The organism is Pseudomonas mandelii (assembly GCF_006438925.1).
GTDB classification, from domain to species: Bacteria; Pseudomonadota; Gammaproteobacteria; order Pseudomonadales; family Pseudomonadaceae; genus Aquipseudomonas; species Aquipseudomonas mandelii_C.
The window spans coordinates 1-20,171 of sequence record NZ_RCZA01000003.1 but is presented as its reverse complement, the minus strand read 5'-3'; the positions used below and the strand labels follow the sequence as shown (position 1 = coordinate 20,171).

12 protein-coding genes and 1 pseudogene are annotated in these 20,171 nt (G+C 59.9%); 8 read left to right on the top strand and 5 right to left on the bottom strand.

The genetic code is table 11. The features are described from left to right. Nucleotides 1-46 precede the first annotated feature (46 nt). The 3 genes and pseudogenes from EAH74_RS07110 to EAH74_RS07100 all read right to left on the bottom strand — a co-directional run bounded on the left by EAH74_RS07110 (nt 47) and on the right by EAH74_RS07100 (nt 2,351). Nucleotides 47-604, bottom strand: a complete 558-nt coding sequence (locus EAH74_RS07110) for a peptidylprolyl isomerase A (RefSeq protein ID WP_008153188.1) — start codon at nt 602-604, stop codon at nt 47-49. Between the two features lie 3 nt (nt 605-607). Beyond that, nucleotides 608-1,413 (bottom strand): annotated as a pseudogene (locus EAH74_RS07105) (alpha/beta fold hydrolase). 14 nt (nt 1,414-1,427) lie between these two features. Next, a complete protein-coding gene (locus EAH74_RS07100; RefSeq protein ID WP_140677305.1) occupies nt 1,428-2,351 on the bottom strand; it encodes a LysR family transcriptional regulator in 924 nt (307 codons plus the stop codon). 49 nt (nt 2,352-2,400) lie between these two features. Between EAH74_RS07100 and EAH74_RS07095 the strand changes: the two genes are divergently transcribed. The 4 genes from EAH74_RS07095 (at nt 2,401) to EAH74_RS07080 (ending at nt 5,277) form a co-directional block, all read left to right on the top strand. Further along, nucleotides 2,401-2,730: a 3-phosphoglycerate kinase gene (locus tag EAH74_RS07095; protein ID WP_140677303.1), complete on the top strand. Its 330-nt coding sequence runs from the start codon at nt 2,401-2,403 to the stop codon at nt 2,728-2,730. A 229-nt stretch (nt 2,731-2,959) separates the two neighbouring features. Further along, on the top strand, nt 2,960-3,559 hold the full coding sequence (locus tag EAH74_RS07090; RefSeq protein ID WP_140677302.1) for an FMN-dependent NADH-azoreductase: 600 nt from the start codon (nt 2,960-2,962) through the stop codon (nt 3,557-3,559). Between the two features lie 345 nt (nt 3,560-3,904). Next, complete coding sequence (locus EAH74_RS07085; RefSeq protein WP_140677301.1) at nt 3,905-4,783, top strand: carboxylate/amino acid/amine transporter; 879 nt, start codon at nt 3,905-3,907, stop codon at nt 4,781-4,783. After that, nucleotides 4,780-5,277 (top strand): MepB family protein, encoded by a 498-nt coding sequence (locus tag EAH74_RS07080; RefSeq protein WP_140677300.1) that lies wholly within the window; start codon nt 4,780-4,782, stop codon nt 5,275-5,277. Before EAH74_RS07085 ends, EAH74_RS07080 begins: the two co-directional genes overlap by 4 nt. A 111-nt stretch (nt 5,278-5,388) precedes the next feature. Here the strand turns inward: EAH74_RS07080 and EAH74_RS07075 are convergent, their stop codons facing one another. Next, nucleotides 5,389-6,687 (bottom strand): mechanosensitive ion channel family protein, encoded by a 1,299-nt coding sequence (locus EAH74_RS07075; RefSeq protein ID WP_140677299.1) that lies wholly within the window; start codon nt 6,685-6,687, stop codon nt 5,389-5,391. A 193-nt stretch (nt 6,688-6,880) separates the two neighbouring features. Between EAH74_RS07075 and EAH74_RS07070 the strand changes: the two genes are divergently transcribed. Then, nucleotides 6,881-8,227, top strand: coding sequence for a DEAD/DEAH box helicase (locus EAH74_RS07070; protein ID WP_008153197.1), 1,347 nt, complete (start codon nt 6,881-6,883; stop codon nt 8,225-8,227). A gap of 72 nt (nt 8,228-8,299) precedes the next feature. Here EAH74_RS07070 and EAH74_RS07065 read toward each other — a convergent pair whose 3' ends face one another. Beyond that, on the bottom strand, nt 8,300-8,575 hold the full coding sequence (locus tag EAH74_RS07065; RefSeq protein WP_140677298.1) for a hypothetical protein: 276 nt from the start codon (nt 8,573-8,575) through the stop codon (nt 8,300-8,302). A gap of 290 nt (nt 8,576-8,865) precedes the next feature. On the opposite strand from EAH74_RS07065, the gene EAH74_RS07060 reads away from it, so the two are divergent. The 3 genes from EAH74_RS07060 to EAH74_RS33785 form a co-directional block, all read left to right on the top strand. Continuing rightward, the gene (locus EAH74_RS07060) at nt 8,866-10,572 is read left to right on the top strand and encodes a ShlB/FhaC/HecB family hemolysin secretion/activation protein (protein WP_140677297.1); all 1,707 of its coding nucleotides are present in this window, start codon (nt 8,866-8,868) and stop codon (nt 10,570-10,572) included. A gap of 25 nt (nt 10,573-10,597) precedes the next feature. Continuing rightward, on the top strand, nt 10,598-19,636 hold the full coding sequence (locus EAH74_RS07055) for a filamentous hemagglutinin N-terminal domain-containing protein (RefSeq protein WP_430539732.1): 9,039 nt from the start codon (nt 10,598-10,600) through the stop codon (nt 19,634-19,636). Then, on the top strand, nt 19,524-20,171 hold a 648-nt coding region (locus EAH74_RS33785), incomplete at its 3' end, for a hemagglutinin repeat-containing protein (protein WP_430539759.1). The genes EAH74_RS07055 and EAH74_RS33785, both read left to right, overlap by 113 nt.

Genomic DNA, 20,171 nt, shown 5'->3' with positions numbered 1-20,171 from the left:
GTGTGAGCGGCGCACTCCGGCAGCCGCTCAAGACTTCCTGTGTAGCTTAGTCGATGACTTTGGCCGACTTGATGAACACAGGGTCGGCTGGCACATCTTTCATGCCGCCACGGGTGGTGGTTTGCGAGTTGACGATGACGTCCACCACGTCCATGCCTTTCACGACCTTACCGAAGACCGCATAGCCATCACCGCTGTCGAGGAAGTCATTGTCTTTGACGTTCACGAAGAACTGGCTAGTGGCCGAATCAGGATTAGAGGTGCGGGCCATGGACAGCGTGCCACGGACGTTATGCAGACCGTTTTTGGACTCGTTCTTGATCGGTGCCTTGGTTTCTTTCTGCTGCATTTGTTGAGTGAAACCACCGCCCTGGATCATGAACCCTGGAATCACACGGTGAAAAATCGTGTTGTTGTAGAAGCCGCTGTTGACGTAATCAAGGAAGTTCTTGGTACTGATCGGCGCCTTGACCGGGTCCAGTTCGATTTCGATCTGGCCGTTGGTGGTCTCCAGCAGCACGTGCGGCGCCTTGGCGGGCGTTGCGGCCATCAGGTTGGCGGCAAACAGAACGGAGCCAGCGACGAGGGCGATTTTTTTCAGCATGGGTCAGTGATCCTGAGTGAGGTGGTGTCGACTGCGGTGAGAAACTCGAGCAGCGTTTGGTTGAACATTTCGGGTTGATCCAGCGGGGTGGCGTGGCGCGAATCGGCGATCACCACCAGCCGCGCATCGGGCAGCAGTTTTACATAGGTCTCTTTCAGCGAGACCGGTGTGTAGTCACGGTCGGCGCTGACGATGAGGGTTGGACAGGAGACCCTCGAAAGTCGTTCCTGAACCCCCCAGCCAACGATTGCATCGAAGCTGGCGAGATAAGCATGTTTGTCGTTTTTTGCCCAGCGCTCGGCCATTTTTTGTCGTAAATCTGCCTGTTCCGGTTTGGGAAACAGCTTGCCTCCAAGGGCCGTGCCGATGGCGCCGAGACTGAGAACGCGCATCAGGCTCCAGCGCTTGAACCACTGCCAATAGTCGTCGCGGCTGCGTAATTTGACTTCGGGCGCGCTGTTGACGATGCACAGGCTTTTGAGCAGTTGCGGCTGATCCACGGCCAGTTGAAAGCCGATCATGCCGCCCATGGAAAGTCCCACATAGTGTGTCGGGCCGAGGTTCAGGTGTTCAATGAGGGCGATCAGGTCGGCGCTGAACCCGGCGATGCTGTAGCGCTCGCGGGGTTTGTCGGAGCGACCGTGGCCGCGTACATCCGGCACGATCACCCGGTAGCGGGTCGACAGCGCCGGGATCTGCTTTTCCCAGTCCAGGGTGCTGGAACCCAGCCCGTGAACCAGCAGCAACGGAGTACCGTGGCCATATTCCTCATAGTGCAGGTTGCAACCTTCGTGTTCGAAATAGGCCATGCATACACTCCGTGTCAGGCTTGTTCAGGGGCGGCGAAAGGGGCATCCAGCGGCGCGGTATCGAAGGTGCGCAGCAGTTCGATGAGAATTTGCGTGGCCGGGCCCAACGGTTTGTCCTTGTTCGAATACAGGTAGAAGCTCGGGTTGCGACTGCCGCCCTGGTCCAACGGTAGCAGCTTGAGCAAGCCTTCCTTGATTTCCCGTTCGATCATGTGCCGAGGCAACCAAGCGAAACCCAGGCCGCAGCTGACAAAAGTTGCCGCGGTGGCCAGGCTGCCGACGGTCCAGCGCTGTTCCGCGCCGAGCCAGCCGACGTCCCGTGGCTGCTGGCGGCCGGAGTCGCGGATGACCACTTGCATCTGGGATTCCAGATCCTGGAAGTTCAGTTCGCGGTTCAGACGATGCAGTGGGTGTTCGGGGTGAGCGACAGCCACAAACTCTACATCGCTCAATTCCGCACCCAGGTAACCGGGAATGCTCAGGCCGGTGATGGCCAGATCGGCCACGCCTTCGAGCAAGACTTCTTCCACACCCGACAATACTTCTTCGCGCAGACGCACCCGGCAGCCACGGCTCTGCGGCATGAACGCGGTCAAGGCGCGAACGAGGCGGGCGCTCGGGTAGGCGGCGTCAACCACCAGCCGCACTTCCGCTTCCCAGCCTTGTTCCATGTGATGGGCCAGGTCTTCCAGTTGACTGGCCTGTTTCACCAGTTGCCGCGAACGGCGCAGCAGCACGCCGCCGGCTTCGGTCAGCACTGCTTTGCGGCCGTCGATGCGCAACAGCGGCACGCCGAGTTGGTCCTGCATGCGCGCCACGGTGTAGCTCACCGATGATTGCGAGCGGTGCAGCGCTTCGGCGGCCTGGGCGAAACCGCCGTGGTCGACCACGGCCTGTAACGTTCGCCATTGATCAAGGGTCACGCGGGGCGCTTTCATGAATAGCTCCTCTTGTCCTAAGCTGGCAGTCCTTTTTGGAGACTGCTGAATGAAAAAGCTTTGTTGTGTGGTATCGGGTTGTGTGCTGCTGGCGATGCTGCCGCTGACGGCGTTTGCCTATCCGATCGACGTTGAAAAACAGCTGAACGGAATGAGCATCGACTACAACGCGTATGACACGGATAGCGACATCGCCTCCATTCAGGTGAACAACTACGGCACCACCGATGCGGCCTGTAAGGTCGTTTTCAACAATGGCCCGGAAGCGCCACGCACCCGCAATATCGAAGTGGCCGCTGGTAAACACAAAAATGCCACCGCCAAGTTCAACCGAAGCATCATCAAGATGCGTATCAAACTGACCTGCACCCCCAAATGACCTCAAGCTACTGTGGGAGCGAGCCTGCTCGCGAAAGCGATTTACCATTCAACGTTTATGTTGACTGACACTCCGCTTTCGCGAGCAGGCTCGCTCCCACAGGGCATGCTCTGCTTATAAACGAATTTATTGATGGTTTATAGCAGTTATTTGCGCTTTTTCATCGATTTAACTCCGTTTAACCTTCACTCCATCGACTTACAGCATTCTCAGATGGAGCCTACATCCCATGTCCCGCGTTCTGATCATCGAAAGCAGCGCTCGTCAGCAAGACTCGGTTTCGCGTCAACTGACCCAGACCTTCATCAGCCAGTGGCAAACCGCGCACCCGAACGACCAAATCACCGTTCGTGACCTGGCCGCCAACCCGGTGCCGCATCTGGATATCAACCTGCTGGGCGGCTGGATGAAACCTGCCGAGCAGCGCACCGACATCGAACAGGTTTCCCTGGAACGCTCCAACCAGTTGACCGACGAATTGCTGGCTGCCGATGTACTGGTCATGGCCGCGCCGATGTACAACTTCGCCATCCCGAGCACCCTTAAAGCCTGGCTCGACCATGTGCTGCGTGCCGGCGTGACCTTCAAGTACACCGACACCGGCCCGCAAGGCTTGCTCAGCGGCAAGCGTGCCTACGTGCTGACTGCGCGCGGCGGGATCTACGCCGGCAGCACCGCGGATCACCAGGAACCGTACCTGCGTCAGGTCATGGCGTTCATCGGGATTCACGACGTGACGTTCATTCACGCCGAAGGCATGAACCTGGGCGGTGACTTCCAGGAGAAAGGCCTGAGCCAGGCCAACGCCAAGCTTGCCCAGGTCGCCTGAGGCTTTAATCGCCAGATAATCCCTTGATGTTCAAGTGACCTGGCGCAACCCCTTCAAGGCTATACGCGCATCGAACCTCCCTTTGCACTTGTTGCTCCTGAGTGCTGTAGCCCGATTGAACGCTTTAGCGAGATCGGGCTTTTTTTTGCCTGCGATTTAGTGAATGAGCACACACCCCCTGTGGGAGCGAGCCTGCTCGCGATTGTGGTGTGTCAGCCAACATCAATGTTGAATGTAACGCCGTCATCGCGAGCAGGCTCGCTCCCACAGGGGGTTGTGTTGCCTGACAGGTCGCGATGGCTGGCAAAAACCGCTATCGTCGCCGCCATTCGACACGAGGCGAGCATGGGCTATCTACTTTTTGTCACGCTGATTCAGGCGTTTTCCTTCAGTTTGATCGGCGAGTACCTGGCGGGTCATGTCGACAGTTACTTTGCGGTGCTGGTGCGAGTGGTACTGGCGGGGCTGGTGTTCATTCCGTTGACCCGCTGGCGTTCGGTTGAACCGGCGTTCATGCGCGGCATGCTGCTGATCGGCGCGTTGCAGTTCGGCGTGACCTACGTCTGCCTGTACCTGAGCTTTCGGGTTTTGACGGTGCCAGAGGTGTTGCTGTTCACCATCCTCACACCGTTGCATGTGACCTTGATTGAAGATGCTTTGAACCGGCGCTTCAATCCGTGGGCATTGGTCGCGGCACTGGTGGCGGTGATGGGCGCGGCGGTGATTCGCTACGACCGGATCAACCCCGATTTCTTCATGGGCTTCCTGCTGCTGCAACTGGCCAACTTCACCTACGCCGCCGGGCAGGTGCTCTATAAGCATCTGGTGGCCCGCCATCCGAGCGATTTGCCGCATTACCGGCGCTTTGGTTACTTCTACCTGGGGGCATTGGCGGTGGCGTTGCCGGCGTTTCTGTTGTTTGGCAAACAGAACTTCCTGCCCGAAGCGCCTCTGCAATGGGGCGTGCTGGTGTTCCTCGGGCTGGTCTCGACTGCGCTCGGGTTGTACTGGTGGAACAAGGGCGCGTGCCTGGTGAATGGCGGGACGCTCGCGGTGATGAACAACCTGCATGTGCCGGTGGGGTTGCTGATCAATCTGCTGATCTGGAATCAGCATGAAGAGCTGGGGCGGTTGTTCCTCGGCGGGTCGGTGATTTTGCTGGCGGTGTGGATCAGTCGGTTGGGCGTCAGGCGAGAAGTGCTGCCGTTGCGGGAACGGCCATGACGGACCTGGTCGCCGCCATCGAGCAGATCTACAAACCCGCAGGCATGACGTTAACGGATGATGCTTGGCGCGAGGAGGAGAGTGCCGACTACGGCGCCTGCCGCTTCGGCCTCGATGGCCAGGTGATTGTCTTCCGAGTGGCGAAAACCACGCCGACCAAGATTGGCCAATTCGTCACGCTCTGGAAGCGGCCAACGCCTGCCAGCGAGATTGCGCCGCTCGACACCGGCGATGGCGTCGCCTTTGTGGTGGTGAGCGTTGCTGATGAAACCCATCGCGGGCAGTTTGTGTTTGATCAGAAGATACTCGCCGCCAAGGGTGTCATGTCGATTGATGGCGAAGGTGGCAAGCGGGCGATTCGTGTCTATCCGCCATGGTCCAGACCCGTCGCCAAACAAGCGGTGAAGACGCAGCAATGGCAGCTCAAATACTTCCTTGCGCTTGACCAAAGCGGTAATTCCGATCCCGTTCAGGTGCGCCGGCTGTTTGGGTAGGACGCAAAATCCCTGTAGGAGCTGCCGAAGGCTGCGATCTTTTGATGTTGTTCTTAAAATCAAGATCAAAAGATCGCAGCCTTCGGCAGCTCCTACACGGGGATTGTGGGGTTACATGACGTGTTTTTCGGGTTCGGGTATGTGGCTCGCACCCAACACCGCAGGCAATAACCCCGCCCTTAAATCCCCGCCACTGGGCTGCTGATAAAGGCTCAAGCCAAACTCCGGCAACACCGCCAGCAAGTAATCGAAAATATCCCCCTGAATCCGCTCGTAATCCGCCCACACGGTGGTGCGGGTGAAGCAGTAGATCTCCAGCGGAATGCCCTGAGCGGTGGTCTGCATCTGGCGAACCATACAGGTCATGTTCGGCTGGATTTCCGAGTGACTCTTCAGGTACGCCAATGCATAGGCGCGGAAAGTCCCGATATTGGTCATCCGTCGACGGTTGGCCGACATCGCCGCCACATTGCCCTGAGCTTCGTTCCAGGCCTTGAGTTCAGCCTGCTTGCGACTGATGTAGTCGGTCAGCAGGTGAACCTGAGAAAGTTTCAGCTCTTCGTCATCGCGCACAAACCGCACGCCACTGGCGTCGATGAACAGGCTGCGCTTGATCCGTCGGCCGCCGGACTGCTGCATCCCGCGCCAGTTCTTGAACGACTCGGACATCAGGCGCCAGGTTGGAATCGAAACGATGGTCTTGTCGAAATTCTGCACCTTGACCGTGTGTAGCGTGATGTCGACCACGTCTCCGTCGGCACCGACTTGCGGCATCTCAATCCAGTCGCCAACCCGCAGCATGTCGTTGCTGGTCAGCTGCACGCTGGCGACGAACGACAGTAAGGTGTCTTTGTAGACCAACAGAATCACCGCCGACATGGCGCCCAGCCCTGACAGCAGCAATAGCGGCGAACGGTCGATCAGCGTGGCGACGATGATGATCGCGCCAAACACGTACAAGACCATTTTCGCCAGTTGTATGTAGCCTTTGATCGAGCGGGTACGGGCATGTTCGGTGCGTGCGTAGATGTCGAGCAGGGCGCTGAGCAGGGCACTGATCGCCAACAGCAAAAACAGAATGGTAAATGCCAGCGCGACGTTTCCGAGGAAAATCAGACTGGTCTTACCCAGCTCCGGCACCAGATACAGGCCGAACTGGATCACCAGCGACGGGGTCATCTGTGCCAGGCGATGAAACACCTTGTTGTGCCGCAAGTCGTTGACCCAGTGCAACGCGGGCTGGCGACCGAGCAATTTGGTCGCATGCAGAATGAGGTAGCGCGCCACTCGTCCGAGGACCAGCGCAACCACCAGCAATACCACCAAAGCCAGGCTGGAATGCAGGAGTGGGTGCTGATCAAGGGCACCCCAAAGGTCTTGGACGTTGAGCCAGAGCTGTTTGATATCCATGGGCAAAAACGGTTCTTCTGTAGGACGCGACGGGGCGATTAGAGCATTTAAGACGCTTTGGATGACGTTTGAGGACAAAAGACGCCACAAAAAAACCACTGTTTAGCGCCGTTTGTATAAAGAAACTCGGCCTTAGCGCTCGAAACCGTTACCCTATGCAGCTGTTTTTTTGTATTTCTTCGAGGTAGCACCCGTGTTTTCCCAATTCGCCCTGCACGAACGCCTGCTCAAAGCCGTGGCCGAGCTTAAATTTGTCGAGCCAACGCCTGTGCAAGCAGCGGCTATTCCGCTGGCGCTCCAAGGGCGTGACCTGCGGGTGACAGCGCAAACCGGTAGCGGCAAAACCGCTGCATTCGTTTTGCCGATCCTCAACCGTCTGATCGGCCCGGCTAAAGTCCGCGTCAGCATCAAGACCCTGATCCTGTTGCCAACCCGCGAGCTGGCCCAGCAGACCATCAAGGAAGTTGAGCGTTTCGCTCAGTTCACCTTCATCAAGTCCGGCCTGATTACCGGCGGTGAAGACTTCAAGGTCCAGGCTGCCATGCTGCGCAAGGTGCCGGATATCCTGATCGGTACGCCGGGCCGGATGATCGAGCAACTGAACGCCGGTAACCTCGACCTCAAGGAAGTCGAAGTACTGGTCCTCGACGAAGCCGACCGCATGCTCGACATGGGCTTTGCCGAAGACGTCCAGCGTCTGGTGGAAGAGTGCACCAACCGCCAGCAGACCATGCTGTTCTCCGCCACCACCGGTGGTTCGGGCCTGCGCGAGATGGTCGCCAAGGTACTGAACAACCCTGAGCACCTGCAGCTCAACAACGTCAGCGATCTGAATGCGACCACCCGTCAGCAGATCATCACCGCTGACCACAACCAGCACAAAGAACAGATCGTGAACTGGCTGTTGGCCAACGAGACCTACCAGAAGGCCATCGTGTTCACCAACACCCGGGCCATGGCCGACCGTATCTACGGTCGCCTGGTGGCGCAGGAATACAAAGCGTTCGTCCTGCACGGTGACAAAGACCAGAAGGATCGCAAGCTGGCCATCGACCGCCTGAAGCAGGGCGGCGTGAAAATCCTCGTCGCCACCGACGTCGCCGCTCGCGGCCTCGACGTGGAAGGCCTGGACCTGGTGATCAACTTCGACATGCCGCGCAGCGGCGACGAATACGTTCACCGCATCGGTCGTACCGGTCGCGCCGGCAACGATGGCCTGGCCATCTCGCTGATCTGCCACGGCGACTGGAACCTGATGTCAAGCGTCGAGCGCTACCTCAAGCAGAGCTTCGAGCGCCGCACCATCAAGGAAGTCAAAGGCACCTACGGTGGACCGAAAAAGGTCAAGGCCTCTGGCAAAGCCGTTGGCGTGAAGAAGAAAAAGGTCGACGCCAAAGGCGACAAGAAGAAAACCGGCGCCAAGGCCCCGACCAAACGCAAAATCGCCAACCGCCCGAAGACCGACGCCCTGTCGCTGGTCAGCAAGGACGGCATGGCACCGCTCAAGCGCCGCAAGCCGGAAGCGCCGGCTGCTGAATAAGCAGTTCTAGCGACCCATAAAAAAAACCGGACCCAGGTCCGGTTTTTTTATGCCTGGGATTCCTGAGCCGGATCAGCCCTCGGTTTTCTTCTCCGCGGAATCCAGCTCCTTCAATCGCTGATCGATCAACTGGCACTTGTCCGGCAGATCCTTGCTGGCTGTTCCCAAATCCATCTTCTGCAACTCGGCGTTGATCTCCTTGGCTTTGGCTGGGTTCTGCTCGGTGAGCTTGGTCACTTCCTTGGCCAATTGTTCGCGCTTGGCGGTGGCTTCCTCGGGTGTGCAGGCCCAAGCGGGAAGGGCGCAGGCGAGGGTGGCGGCGAGGGTGAGTTTCAGCAGGGTTTTCATTGGGGTGGGCCTCGGTTCCGTGTCGGGCGGTTAATCGGTTGAGGCCGCGAGGTTGTGAAAGTTCACTCGTGATCAGCCCCATAGAACGGTCCTCGGAAACGTCCTACCTCTTCCAGACGTTTTCGACATCACTTCAAGACATTTCCCGCTGTTGCGCCGGAACCGTCCGGTTTAGGTGTTTTCGCTCGTCGATTACGCTTTATGGATCCAATCATTTATTGACGCCAGAATAGTGGCCATTTAGTATTGCGCCACTATTGTGCTATCAGTCTCCATTCGAGGGATCGAACATGTATCCACCCGCCCTCGTGGCGAGGTTGTGCCTGGCTTTGCTGTGCCTTTCTCCGCTAAATCTTGCTCACGCCGCCCCCACCCCCGGTGAAACCGACCTGATCCGCGAACGCCAGGATCGTCTGCTTGAAGAGCAGCGTCGGCGTCTCGAAGAGCTCAAGGAGTTACCCGGCAAGGAAGTCAAACCCACGCAACCGGCGGCCCCGGCCGACACGCGTTGCTTCCCCATCAAGGACATCGAACTCAAAGGCGCCGACAGTCTTTCCGAGAGCGAAAAAAGTCGTCTGCTCAAGCCTTACATCGGCCAGTGCTTGGGCGTTACCCAGCTCAATGAACTGTTGAAAGTCATCACCGACCACTACATCGAAAAAGGCCTGGTCACCAGCCGCGCCTACTTGCCGCAGCAGGATTTGTCCGGCGGGCATCTAAAGGTGCTGGTGGTCGAAGGCAAGCTCGAAGGGTTGAAAGGCGCGCAGGGCAGCAAGCTGTCGGAGCGCGAGTTGGGCATGGCTTTTCCCGGCAAGACTGGCGAGTTGGTCAACCTGCGGGAAATCGAGCAACTGGTCGATCAGCTCAACCGTTTGCCATCGAATCAGGCGCAGATGGAGTTGGCGCCGGGCAAGAACGTCGGCGGCAGTGAAGTGCTGGTCAAGAACACCCCGCAAAAGCCCTGGCGTGCCGGGTTGTCCCGCAGCAACGACGGCCAGCGCAGCACCGGCGAGCAGCAGTGGGGCACGACATTTGATTGGGACAGCCCGCTGGGTTTGGCGGATCAGTTGATGCTGCGCGGTGGTCACGATGCGATGACCGATCACCAGCACACCTCCAACAACGCGATGCTCTATTACAACCTGCCGTGGGGCTGGTGGAACTTCAGTTACACCTACAGCCAGAGCGAGTACCGCTCGCAAGCGCAGGCCAACGGTTTCAATTTCAAGCAGACCGGCGACAGTGAAAACCATCAGCTACGTGCCGAGCGGGTGATCCATCGCGATGCCGTGAGCAAGACTTCCCTCAGCACCGGTCTCTCTTACCTGCGCACCAACAACTTCATCGAAGACAGCAAGCTCAAGCTGAGCAGCAACCGCATCAGCGAAGCGCAGTTCGGCATCAACCACGGTCGGCGAATCGGCAGCGCGTTCGTCAACATTGACCTAGGCATGCAGCAAGGCATCGGTGCGTTTGATGCGCAGGGCAACGGTCACCCGGGCCCCGGTGAACCGGATGCGCGTTACCGCAAATACACCGCGACCGCGAGCTACCTGCAGCCGTTCAAGCTGTGGGGCGAGTCCTTCAGTTTCAGCAGCCTGATGACTGGCCAGCGCAGCGAAGACGTGCTGTTCAGCCCGCAGCGCACCAGCCTCGGCGGGCAATCGTCGATCCGCGGTTACAAGGATCAATCCTTGTCCGGCGACAGCGGCGGCTACTGGCGCAACGACCTGCGCTGGAGCCGTCCGGTGACCCTGGAATGGCTGCGCCCGGCGTTCGCCGAATACGGCACCAGCCTCGGCTACGACCAGGGCGTGATTCGTGGTGACCGCTACAACGGCGATCAGCACGGGCGCATGTCCAGCAACTCGGTGGAGCTGTTTGCACGCGGTCAGCACCTGGCCGCCAGCGTGACCTTCGCTCATTCCCTGGAACGTCCAGACGCACTGAGCGAGCGCGAAGCGCCGATCTATTTCCGCGTGGATTTCTTCCTCTAAATTCTGCTCTAGCGAGATACAAATCATGGACGTTCGCCATCACGCCTTCCTCGCGCGCCAGCCTTCTGCGGACCTGAAAGTCCGAGAACACTTCTGGGGCATGCCCAAGCGCGGACTGGCGTTCCTGTTGGCCAACGTCATGTTCTGGCAGCCAATGTGGGCCCAGGCTGACGGGATTGTGGTAGCCACGCCGGGCACCAGTCTCGGTCAGGCGGGCAACGGGGTGCCGATCGTCAATATCGCCACGCCGAATGGCACCGGGTTGTCGCATAACCAGTTCCACGATTACAACGTCGGCACCCAGGGCGTGATCCTCAACAACGTCGCTGCGCAGACCGGTGCGACACAATTGGGCGGCATCATCGTCGGCAACCCCAATCTCACCAACCGGGTCGCCGCGCAGACCATCCTCAACGAAGTGATCGGCGGCAGCCCGAGCCAGTTGCGCGGTTACACCGAAGTGGCGGGGCAGTCAGCCCGCGTCATCGTTGCCAACCCTTATGGCATCAGCTGCAACGGTTGCGGCTTCATCAATACGCCGCGCGTGACGCTGACCACCGGCAAGCCGGTGCTGGACAACGGTCGACTGGATCGCTTTCAGGTGGATCAGGGCAGCGTCTCCATCGACGGCGCCGGATTGAATGCCAACAACGTCGACAGCTTCGAAATCATCACCCGCAGCGCGAAGATCAACGCCGAGATTCAGGCGAAGAACCTGACGATTGTGGCCGGTCGCAACGACGTCAACGCACAGACGCTCAACGCTACCGCGCGCGCCGATGACGGCAGTGCCAAACCGCAATTGGCTATCGACTCGTCGGCGCTGGGCGGGATGTACGCCGGGGCGATCAAACTGGTGGGCACCGAAGCCGGCGTCGGGGTGAAGCTCGACGGCAACCTGGCGGCTAGTGGTGGAGATATCCAGCTCGATGCCAACGGTCATCTGAGCCTTGCGCAGACTTCTGCGGCGGGCGCGGTGAATGTCAAAGCGACCAGCCTTGATGCTAGCGGCCCGGTCTACGCCGGCACCGCCGTCAACGTACAAACCCAGGGCAACCTGACCAACCAGCAAACCCTCGCGGCCCGGGACAGCATCACCCTTAGCGCCGGCGGTGTACTGACCAACAACGGCATCATTGAAGCCGGGGTCAACGCCGACACCAGCCGCAACGCCAACGGCGATGTGAGCCTGAGTGCGCAGAACTTCAACAACACCGGCAAGAGCGTGGTGGCCAGCCGCAACCTGACGGTCAATACCGCACAGACGTTGAATAACCAGGGCGGCACCTTAAGCGGGCAGCAAAAAACCAGCATCACTGCCACTACCCTGGACAACCGGAACACTGGCCGGGTGCTCGGCAGCGGTGCATTGGAGCTGAAAGCCACGCAGGTGCTCAACACTAAAGGGGTAATCACCAGCAACGGCAACCTCACGGCGAATCTTGGCCACCTGAACAACCACGATGGCGAAGTCTCCAGCGCAGGCAACACCACCGTCACCGCCACGACGCTGGACAACAGTGATGGTCAGGTAACGGGCGACGTTGCACTGAACATCGGTTTGATCGGTGCTCTGAATAACCAGAACGGTGTGCTGGGTTCCGGCCAGAGCGTGAGCATCAGCGCCGCCAGCCTGGATAACAGCCATGACGGCAGCCTGGTCAGCGATGGCAGTCTCAGCGCACGTATCAATGGCCTGTTCGACAACCAGAATGGCGACCTGAACGCCAAAGGCGTGGTCGACCTTCAGGTCGGTAGCCTCGACAACCGCAATGGCAACCTGATCGGCAAGGATCGACTGACCCTGCGCAGCGATTCGCTGGACAACCGCACCGGCAAAGTACGCGCTGGCAAAGACCTGCAACTGACCGTCGGACAACTCGATAACCGGCAGCAAGGTCTGCTCAACAGCCAGGCGGCCATCAACTTCGACGGCACTCATCTGGATAACCGCGGCGGCTTGCTCAGCGCGGCGGGTCCGGTGCAACTGGAGGCCGCCAGCGTCGACAACAGCAGCGGTCGTATCTCCAGCAAAACCGATCTGACGGCCAAGGTTGCGCAGTTCACCAACCAGGGCGGCGAACTGGTCGCCCAAGGGATGTTGACCCTCAATGGCAAAGGGCTCGATAACCGCAACGGCGGTCTGGTAGGCGCGACAAAAGCGCTGAAACTCAACGTCGATGAGGTGGACAATCGCGGCGGCGAAATCTCCAGCGCCGTTGATGTGGCCATCGAAGGCCAAAGCCTGAACAACAGTGACAACGGCAAGATCCTGGCCGGCACCGAACTGGGCCTGAAAGTCGCGCAAATCATCAACCGAACCCAGGGACTGTTGTTCGGCAAGGGCGCCACCACGGTGACGGGCCAGAGCCTGGACAACAGCGGTGGCAGTCTTGTCACTCAGCTTGGGTTGGATATCCGCCTCGACCAAGCCTTGAGCAACATCGAAGGCCTGATCAGCAGTGAAGGGATGCTGACGGTCAACGCGGCCAGTCTCGACAGCACCCGCGGCAGCGTGTCGAGCGCCGGAGCGCTGGCGCTGACGACAAAGGGAGCGCTGAACAATCAGGGCGGTTCAATCACCACCGACAGCGGCCTGACCCTCAAAAGCGCAAGCCTGATCAACCGCCAGAATGGCCTGATCAGTGGCAAGAACGCGACCAGTGTCACCACCGGTACGTTCGACAACACTCAGGGCGGCCAATTGATCAGCGGCGATACCCTCGACCTGACCGCGACCCAAGTCAGCAACGGTGTTGCCAGCCGAATCGCCAGCGACAAGGCCCTGACCGCCAGTGTCACCGGTTTCGATCAGCAGGGCGGTCAGCTGTTCAGCAAAACCGCCCTGAGCCTGGACTTGAATCAGGGCCAACTGAACAACCAGAACGGGCTGATCAACGCGCCGTTGCTGATGTTGAAAAACCTCAAGGACGTCAACAACCAGAACGGTGAAATCTCCAGCGCTCAGGCCTTCACACTGGCCGCGCAGAACCTGGATAACAGCAACGGCAAATTGATCAGCACTCAAGGTTTGACGCTGCACATCGATCAACTGCTCGCCAGCATCAAGGGCCTGATTGCCGCGCAGACCCTGGAGGTGCATAGCGCCCGTCTGGACAACACTGGCGGCTTGATCAGCAGTCGCGGCACCCTCGGGATGACGGTAGACAGTCAACTCGTCAATCAAGACGGCACGTTCATCGCTGACGGTGACGTGCACATCAGCGCCGATAGCCTGGACAACACCCGTGGCCAGATCGCCGGTAAAACCGATGTCACGGCCAGCGTCGCGACCCTGAGCAACCAGGGCGGTCAGTTGATCGCAACCGGTGGGCTCACTCTGACGGGCATCAACCTCGATAACCGGTTTGGCGGCTTGGTCGGTGCGACCAACGCCCTGCAGCTGAACGTGGAATCGGTCGACAACCGCGGTGGCGAATTGTCGAGCAAGTCAGATGTGACCCTGGTGGGCAACCGTCTGGACAACAGTGATGGCGGCCAGGTATTCGCCGAAGGCGCACTGGCGCTGACGGTTAATCAGGTGATCAACCGCGCCAAGGGCCTGCTCTCGGGCAAGGCCGATCTGACTCTGACCGGCCGCGATCTCGACAACAGTGACGGCTCTGTGTTGAGTCAGAAAAACCTGTCGCTCGATCTCACGGGTGACCTGAACAATAGCCAGGGCCTGCTCAGCGCTGAAGGGACGCTCGGGGTCACGGCCGCCAGCCTGACCAACACCCTGGGCAGCATTTCCGCTGCGGGGCCGCTGACGTTGACCACCAGCGGCGCGGTACTCAATCAGGGCGGCGAAATCGTTACTGACGCCGGCATCTCACTCAAAAGCGCGAGCCTGGATAACCGCAACAACGGCAGCATCAGCGGCAAGGGCGCGGTGATCGTCAACACCGGCGCACTGGATAACAGCCACACCGGTCGATTGAAGAGCGGGGCCAGCCTGGACCTGACGGCCACCCAACTGACTAACCAGGATGGCGGTCGCATCGCCAGTGTCGGTGCGCTGACTGCCAGCGCCACCGGCCTTGATCAGCAAGGCGGGCAACTGTTCAGCAACACGTCCCTGGTGCTGGATCTGAACAAGGGTCAGTTGAACAACCAGAATGGCCTGATCAGCGCGCCATTGCTGATGCTCAAGAACCTCACCGACATCAACAACGATGGCGGCGAAATCTCCAGCGCTGAGGCGTTCACGCTCGCCGCTCGCAGCCTGGACAACAGCAATGGCAAACTGCTGAGCAATCAGAATCTGACCCTGCGCATCGATCAGGCGCTGACCAACCTCAAAGGCCTGATCGCCGCCGCGGCACTCGACGTCAAAGCCGCCAGCCTGGACAACAGCGGTGGCACGCTGACCAGCCGTGCCAACCTCAATCTGAATCTCGACGGGCTGCTGAATAACCAGAACCAGGGGCTGATCCACGCCACCGACGACCTGACTATCAACAGCAGTGGCCTGAATAACCAGAACGGTTCTTTGCTGGGCAGCGCGATTGCCATCGACTTCGGCTCGGTTACCGGCGACCTGAACAACAGCGGCGGTCTGATCACCACCGCAGGCTTGCTGAGCCTCCAGCACCTGCGCGACCTGAACAACCGCAACGGCGAAATCTCCAGCAGCCAGAGCCTCAACCTGACATCCCGCGCCCTGGATAACAGCGGCGGCAAACTGATCAGCAGCAACCTGCTGACGGTCAACGCCGACACGGTACTCAACCAGGGCGGCCTGATCTCTGGCTGGCAGGGCCTGAACCTCACCAGCAACAGCCTGGACAATCGCAACAAAGGCACGCTGTCGAGTCACGACGCCGATGTAGTCGTCAGCGTCAGCGGTGCGATTCTCAACAGCGGCGAAGGTGCGCTGGTCAGCCAGAAAACCCTGAGCGTCAATGCGGCAAGCCTGGACAACAGCAATGGCGGCATCCTCTCCAGTGGTGGCGCCCAGACCCTGACCCTCAGCGGTCTGCTCAACAACGCTCAGGGCGGCTTGATCGACAGCGGCGCGACCCTGGCCATGCAGGCCATGACCCTGGGTAATGCCGGCGGCTCGGTCAACGCAAAACAGGACCTCAGTTTCACTGGCACGACACTGGATAACACCGGCGGCAACCTGATCGGCAACGCTGCCGTCACCCTCGACCTGCTCGGCGCCTTGACCAACACCAACGGCAAATTGGCCAGCGCCGGCCCGCTACTGGTACAGCGCACCACGCAAATCAATAACCAGGGCGGCCAACTCGCCAGCCAAGGCTTGATGACCCTGCTTACCGGTGGCCTGGACAACCGCAATCTCGGCACCATCGCGGCCAATGATCTACTGACCATCACCACGGGCGGTACGCTGCAGAACAGCGCCGACGGCCAGATCTACAGCCAGAATGGCGACCTGCAAATCCAGGCCGCCAGCCTCGCCAACGCCAAGGGCACCCTGCAAAGCCAAGGGGCTTTGAACCTCACCATCAGCGGCGATATCGACAACCAGAGCGGTCGGATCGTCGCCAAGGACGGTGACCTGTCCATCAAGGCCGGCAACCTCGATAACCGCGGCGGCGTGCTCGCCGGTCTGCAAGCAGCATTCACGGCCAACCTGACCGGCGTGCTGAAAAACGGCTATGACCTGAACAACAACCGCCGCAGCGGCGTCACCCAGGCCCAGCGCCTGAACCTGACCGCTCTGGCCGGCATCGACAACTACGGCGGGCGTATCGCTGCGCAAAGCGGCGACGCGATCATCGCCACCGGCAACTTCGACAACCGCAACGGCGGTCTCTACGCCAAAGGCAAGGTCAACGTCACCGGCAACAATTTTGACAACAGCGGCGACAACGATGGCCAGATCGCCGGTCAACAGATCGACCTCAGCCTCAGCGGCGCGTTGAACAACCGTCTGGGCATCATCGAGAGCGACAGCACCTTATCGATCAAGGCGGCCAGCCTCGATAACCAGACCGGTCAACTGCGTGCACTTGGCACCAGTGGCAAAACCAGCTTCCAGATCGGTGGCCTGTTCGACAACCGCAACGGCACCCTGGAAAGCGCCAACAGCGACCTGACCCTGGCGGTGGGCGGCTTCCTCAACGGCGGCGGCAGTTTGCTGCACGTGGGAAACGGCACCTTCGATATTTCCACCGCCAACGTCACGGGCGCCGGTGGTTCGATCGTCACCCGCGGCGGCCTGACCCTCAACGCCGATAGCTGGACCAACAGCAACGTCATCCAGGCCGGACGCCTGAACGTCAACGTCAATAACTTCAGCCAAACCGCCAGCGGCCAACTGCTCGCTTCCACCAGCCTCGTCGGCACCGGCGGCAATTGGTACAACGACGGACTGATCGCCAGTGACGGCACGCTAAGCCTCAACCTCGGTGGTACCTACTGGGGCAATGGCCGGCTCAGCAGCCTCGGGACGCTCGGACTGAGTGCCGCGCAAGTGAACCTCAACGCCGCTTCGACAATCGCTGGCGGCGGTGACACCTCGGTGTCGGTGGGGGGGCAATTGAGCAATGTCGGTCGCCTGACCTCGGCGACTAACCTGACCGTCAACGCGGGGGGGATCTACAACCAGGGCACGCTGGGCAGCGGTCAAGCGCTGACCGTGACCACCGGCTCGCTGGTCAATGATCGCGGGCTGATCTTCAGCGGCGGTGACATGAGCCTGCGGGTCAACGCGCTGAACAACAGCTACGCCAACATCTACAGCCTGGGCAATCTCACGATTGACCGTAATGGGCAAGGCGCCCAGGCCGACAGCATCGTCAACAGTTCGGCGTCGATTCAAAGCGACGGCAGCATGAGCCTGGCGGCGAGCACAATTCAGAACATCCGCGCGGTACTGACCACCAATAATCAGGGCATCTACACCGCCCGGATTGGCGAAATTACCTGTATCGAAGGGGTCAATGCCGGTGACTGCGGCGGCAAGCAAAACCATGTCTGGGAGATCGTGCAGCGCGATAAATTCGAGGTCACTGCTGCCAGCGCGGCCTCCAGCATCACGGCCGGTGGAAACCTGAGCCTGACTGGTGGCGACCTGCTGAACCAGAGCAGCACCATCGCCACTGGCGGCAATCTGACGGCTTCGCTGGTCAACCTGACCAACAGCGGCATCGAGACTGGCGAAACCGAGACCACCCGAGTATTTCGCTCCGAACGAACCCGCAACGCAGGCGGGTTGTACACCGCGGCCGGTAATTTCACCGACCAGTACTGGTACGAAAGCGCCAGCTATACCCCCAACGATTTGGGCGGTCTTGAGGCCGGAATGGCCAACTTTATTGGCATGACCGAAGCTGAGCTGCCTCAGTTCGGCACGACCACAAAAATCTCGCCCAGCGACCAAAGTTACGCCGCCGTGATCCAGGCTGCGGGTGCGGTCAACATCAACGCCCAGAACAACATCGACAACAGCGTCGTACGCCCTGGCTACACCTACGTGGGCAGTGGTCCGCGCACCGGCACCAACGCTTCGGGCAGCCAATTCTCCACGCGCATCACCGTCAACCAGCAACTGCCGCCTAACCTGGCCCAACAGCAAGTCAACCCGCTGACCTTGCCTGGCTTCAGCCTGCCCACTGGGCAAAACGGTTTGTTCCGCCTGAGCGGCCAAGACAGCAGCATGCCAGTGGCCAGCGCTCCGCAAAGCTGGACCATGGGCGGCGGCAGCGTCACCCCGACCCAGCGTCAACAATCGCTGCCCAGCGTCCAGCCACGGAACATTCTACTGGGCAGCAACACGCAGGCCTCGGCCAGCAGCGTTGACCTGAACCCGGCGGATCATCAGGCGTCGAACGTGGGCGTCGGTGCCAGCGCGATCGACGTCAGCACACCGACGGCCAATTTAACCGGCTCGACACTGCCTGGTCGTTCCACAGCCTTTACCGTCAATCGTGTCCAAGGGGTGCCGGCCAGCAGCGGCCAGTCCAAACCCCAGAAATACCTGATCGAAACCAACCCGGTCCTCACCAACCTCAAGCAATTCATGAGCTCGGATTACCTGTTGTCGAACCTGGGTTACGACCCCGACCAAAGTGCCAAGCGCCTGGGCGATGGCCTTTATGAACAACGCCTGATTCAGCAAGCGGTAGTGGCTCGCACCGGCCAGCGCTTCATCGATGGCCAGACCAGCGACGAAGGCTTGTTCAGATACCTGATGAACAACGCCATCGCCAGCAAAACAGAGCTCAACCTGTCGCTGGGCGTCAGCCTGACCTCAGAGCAAGTCGCGGCCCTGACCCACGACATTGTCTGGATGGAAAACGCCGAAGTGAACGGCGAGCAAGTGCTGGTGCCAGTGCTGTACCTGGCCAACGCCAACAACCGCCTGGCTGCCAACGGCGCCCTGATCCAGGGCAGCGACGTAACCCTGATCGCCGGCAAAGACCTGAACAACGCCGGCACCTTGCGCGCCTCCAACAACCTGTCGGCCACCGCCACCAACGACCTGGTCAACAGCGGCCTGGTGGAAGCCGGCAATCGCCTCGACCTGCAGGCCGGCAACAACATAGTCAACAAAGCCGGCGGCATCATCGCCGGTCGTGACGTCACGCTCACCGCCACCCGGGGCGACGTGATCAACGAACGCACCGTCACCACTCACGAAAGCGGCAGCGGCTATCGCAACGAACGCACTGACTTCGTCGACAACGCCGCCCGCATCGAAGCCGGAAACTCGCTCACCCTCAACGCCGGACGCGATATCAACAACGTTGGCGGCGTGCTGAAAAGCGGTGCCGATACCACGATCACTGCCGGTCGTGACGTCAACCTCACTTCAGCCGAACAGATCGTCAGCGGCGAGCGCGGTCTGCACCGCAATCAGACCATCACCCAATATGGCTCAGACATTGATGTCGGGCAGGACCTGAAGGTCAACGCCGGACGGGATATCACCGCTATCGCCAGCCAGATCGACGCCAAACGCGATNGTCGGGCAGGACCTGAAGGTCAACGCCGGACGGGATATCACCGCTATCGCCAGCCAGATCGACGCCAAACGCGATGTGAGCATGAGCGCTGTCGGCGACTTGACCCTGGCTTCGGCGGCGGATGAACAGCACTCGTACAGCAAGAGCAAGAAGGTTGCCAGTCAGGAGGATCATGTCAGTCAGGTGTCTACGACGGTCACTGCGGGGGGCAGCATTGCCCTGAATGCAGGCAAGGATTTGACGCTGATCTCAAGCAAGATCACCGCCGGGGATGAGGCCTACCTGGTGGCGGGTGACAAGCTCGAACTGCTGGCGGCGCAAGACAGCGACTACTCGCTGTATGACATGAAGAAGAAGGGCTCCTTCGGCGCGAAGAAAACCCAACACGACGAAGTGACCGATGTGAAGTACATCGGCAGTGAAATCACCACCGGGGGCAACCTGACCTTGGTCAGCGGTGGGGATCAGCGGTATCAGGTGGCGAAGCTCAACAGCGGCAAGGACATCACGCTGGACAGTGGAGGAGCCATCACCTTTGAGGCGGTGAAGGATTCTCATCAGGAGAGCCACGACAAGAGCAGCAATAGCTGGGCGTGGACCAGCATGGAAAACAAAGGCCAGGTTGACGAAACGCTGCGGCAAAGCCAGCTGATTGCTAAA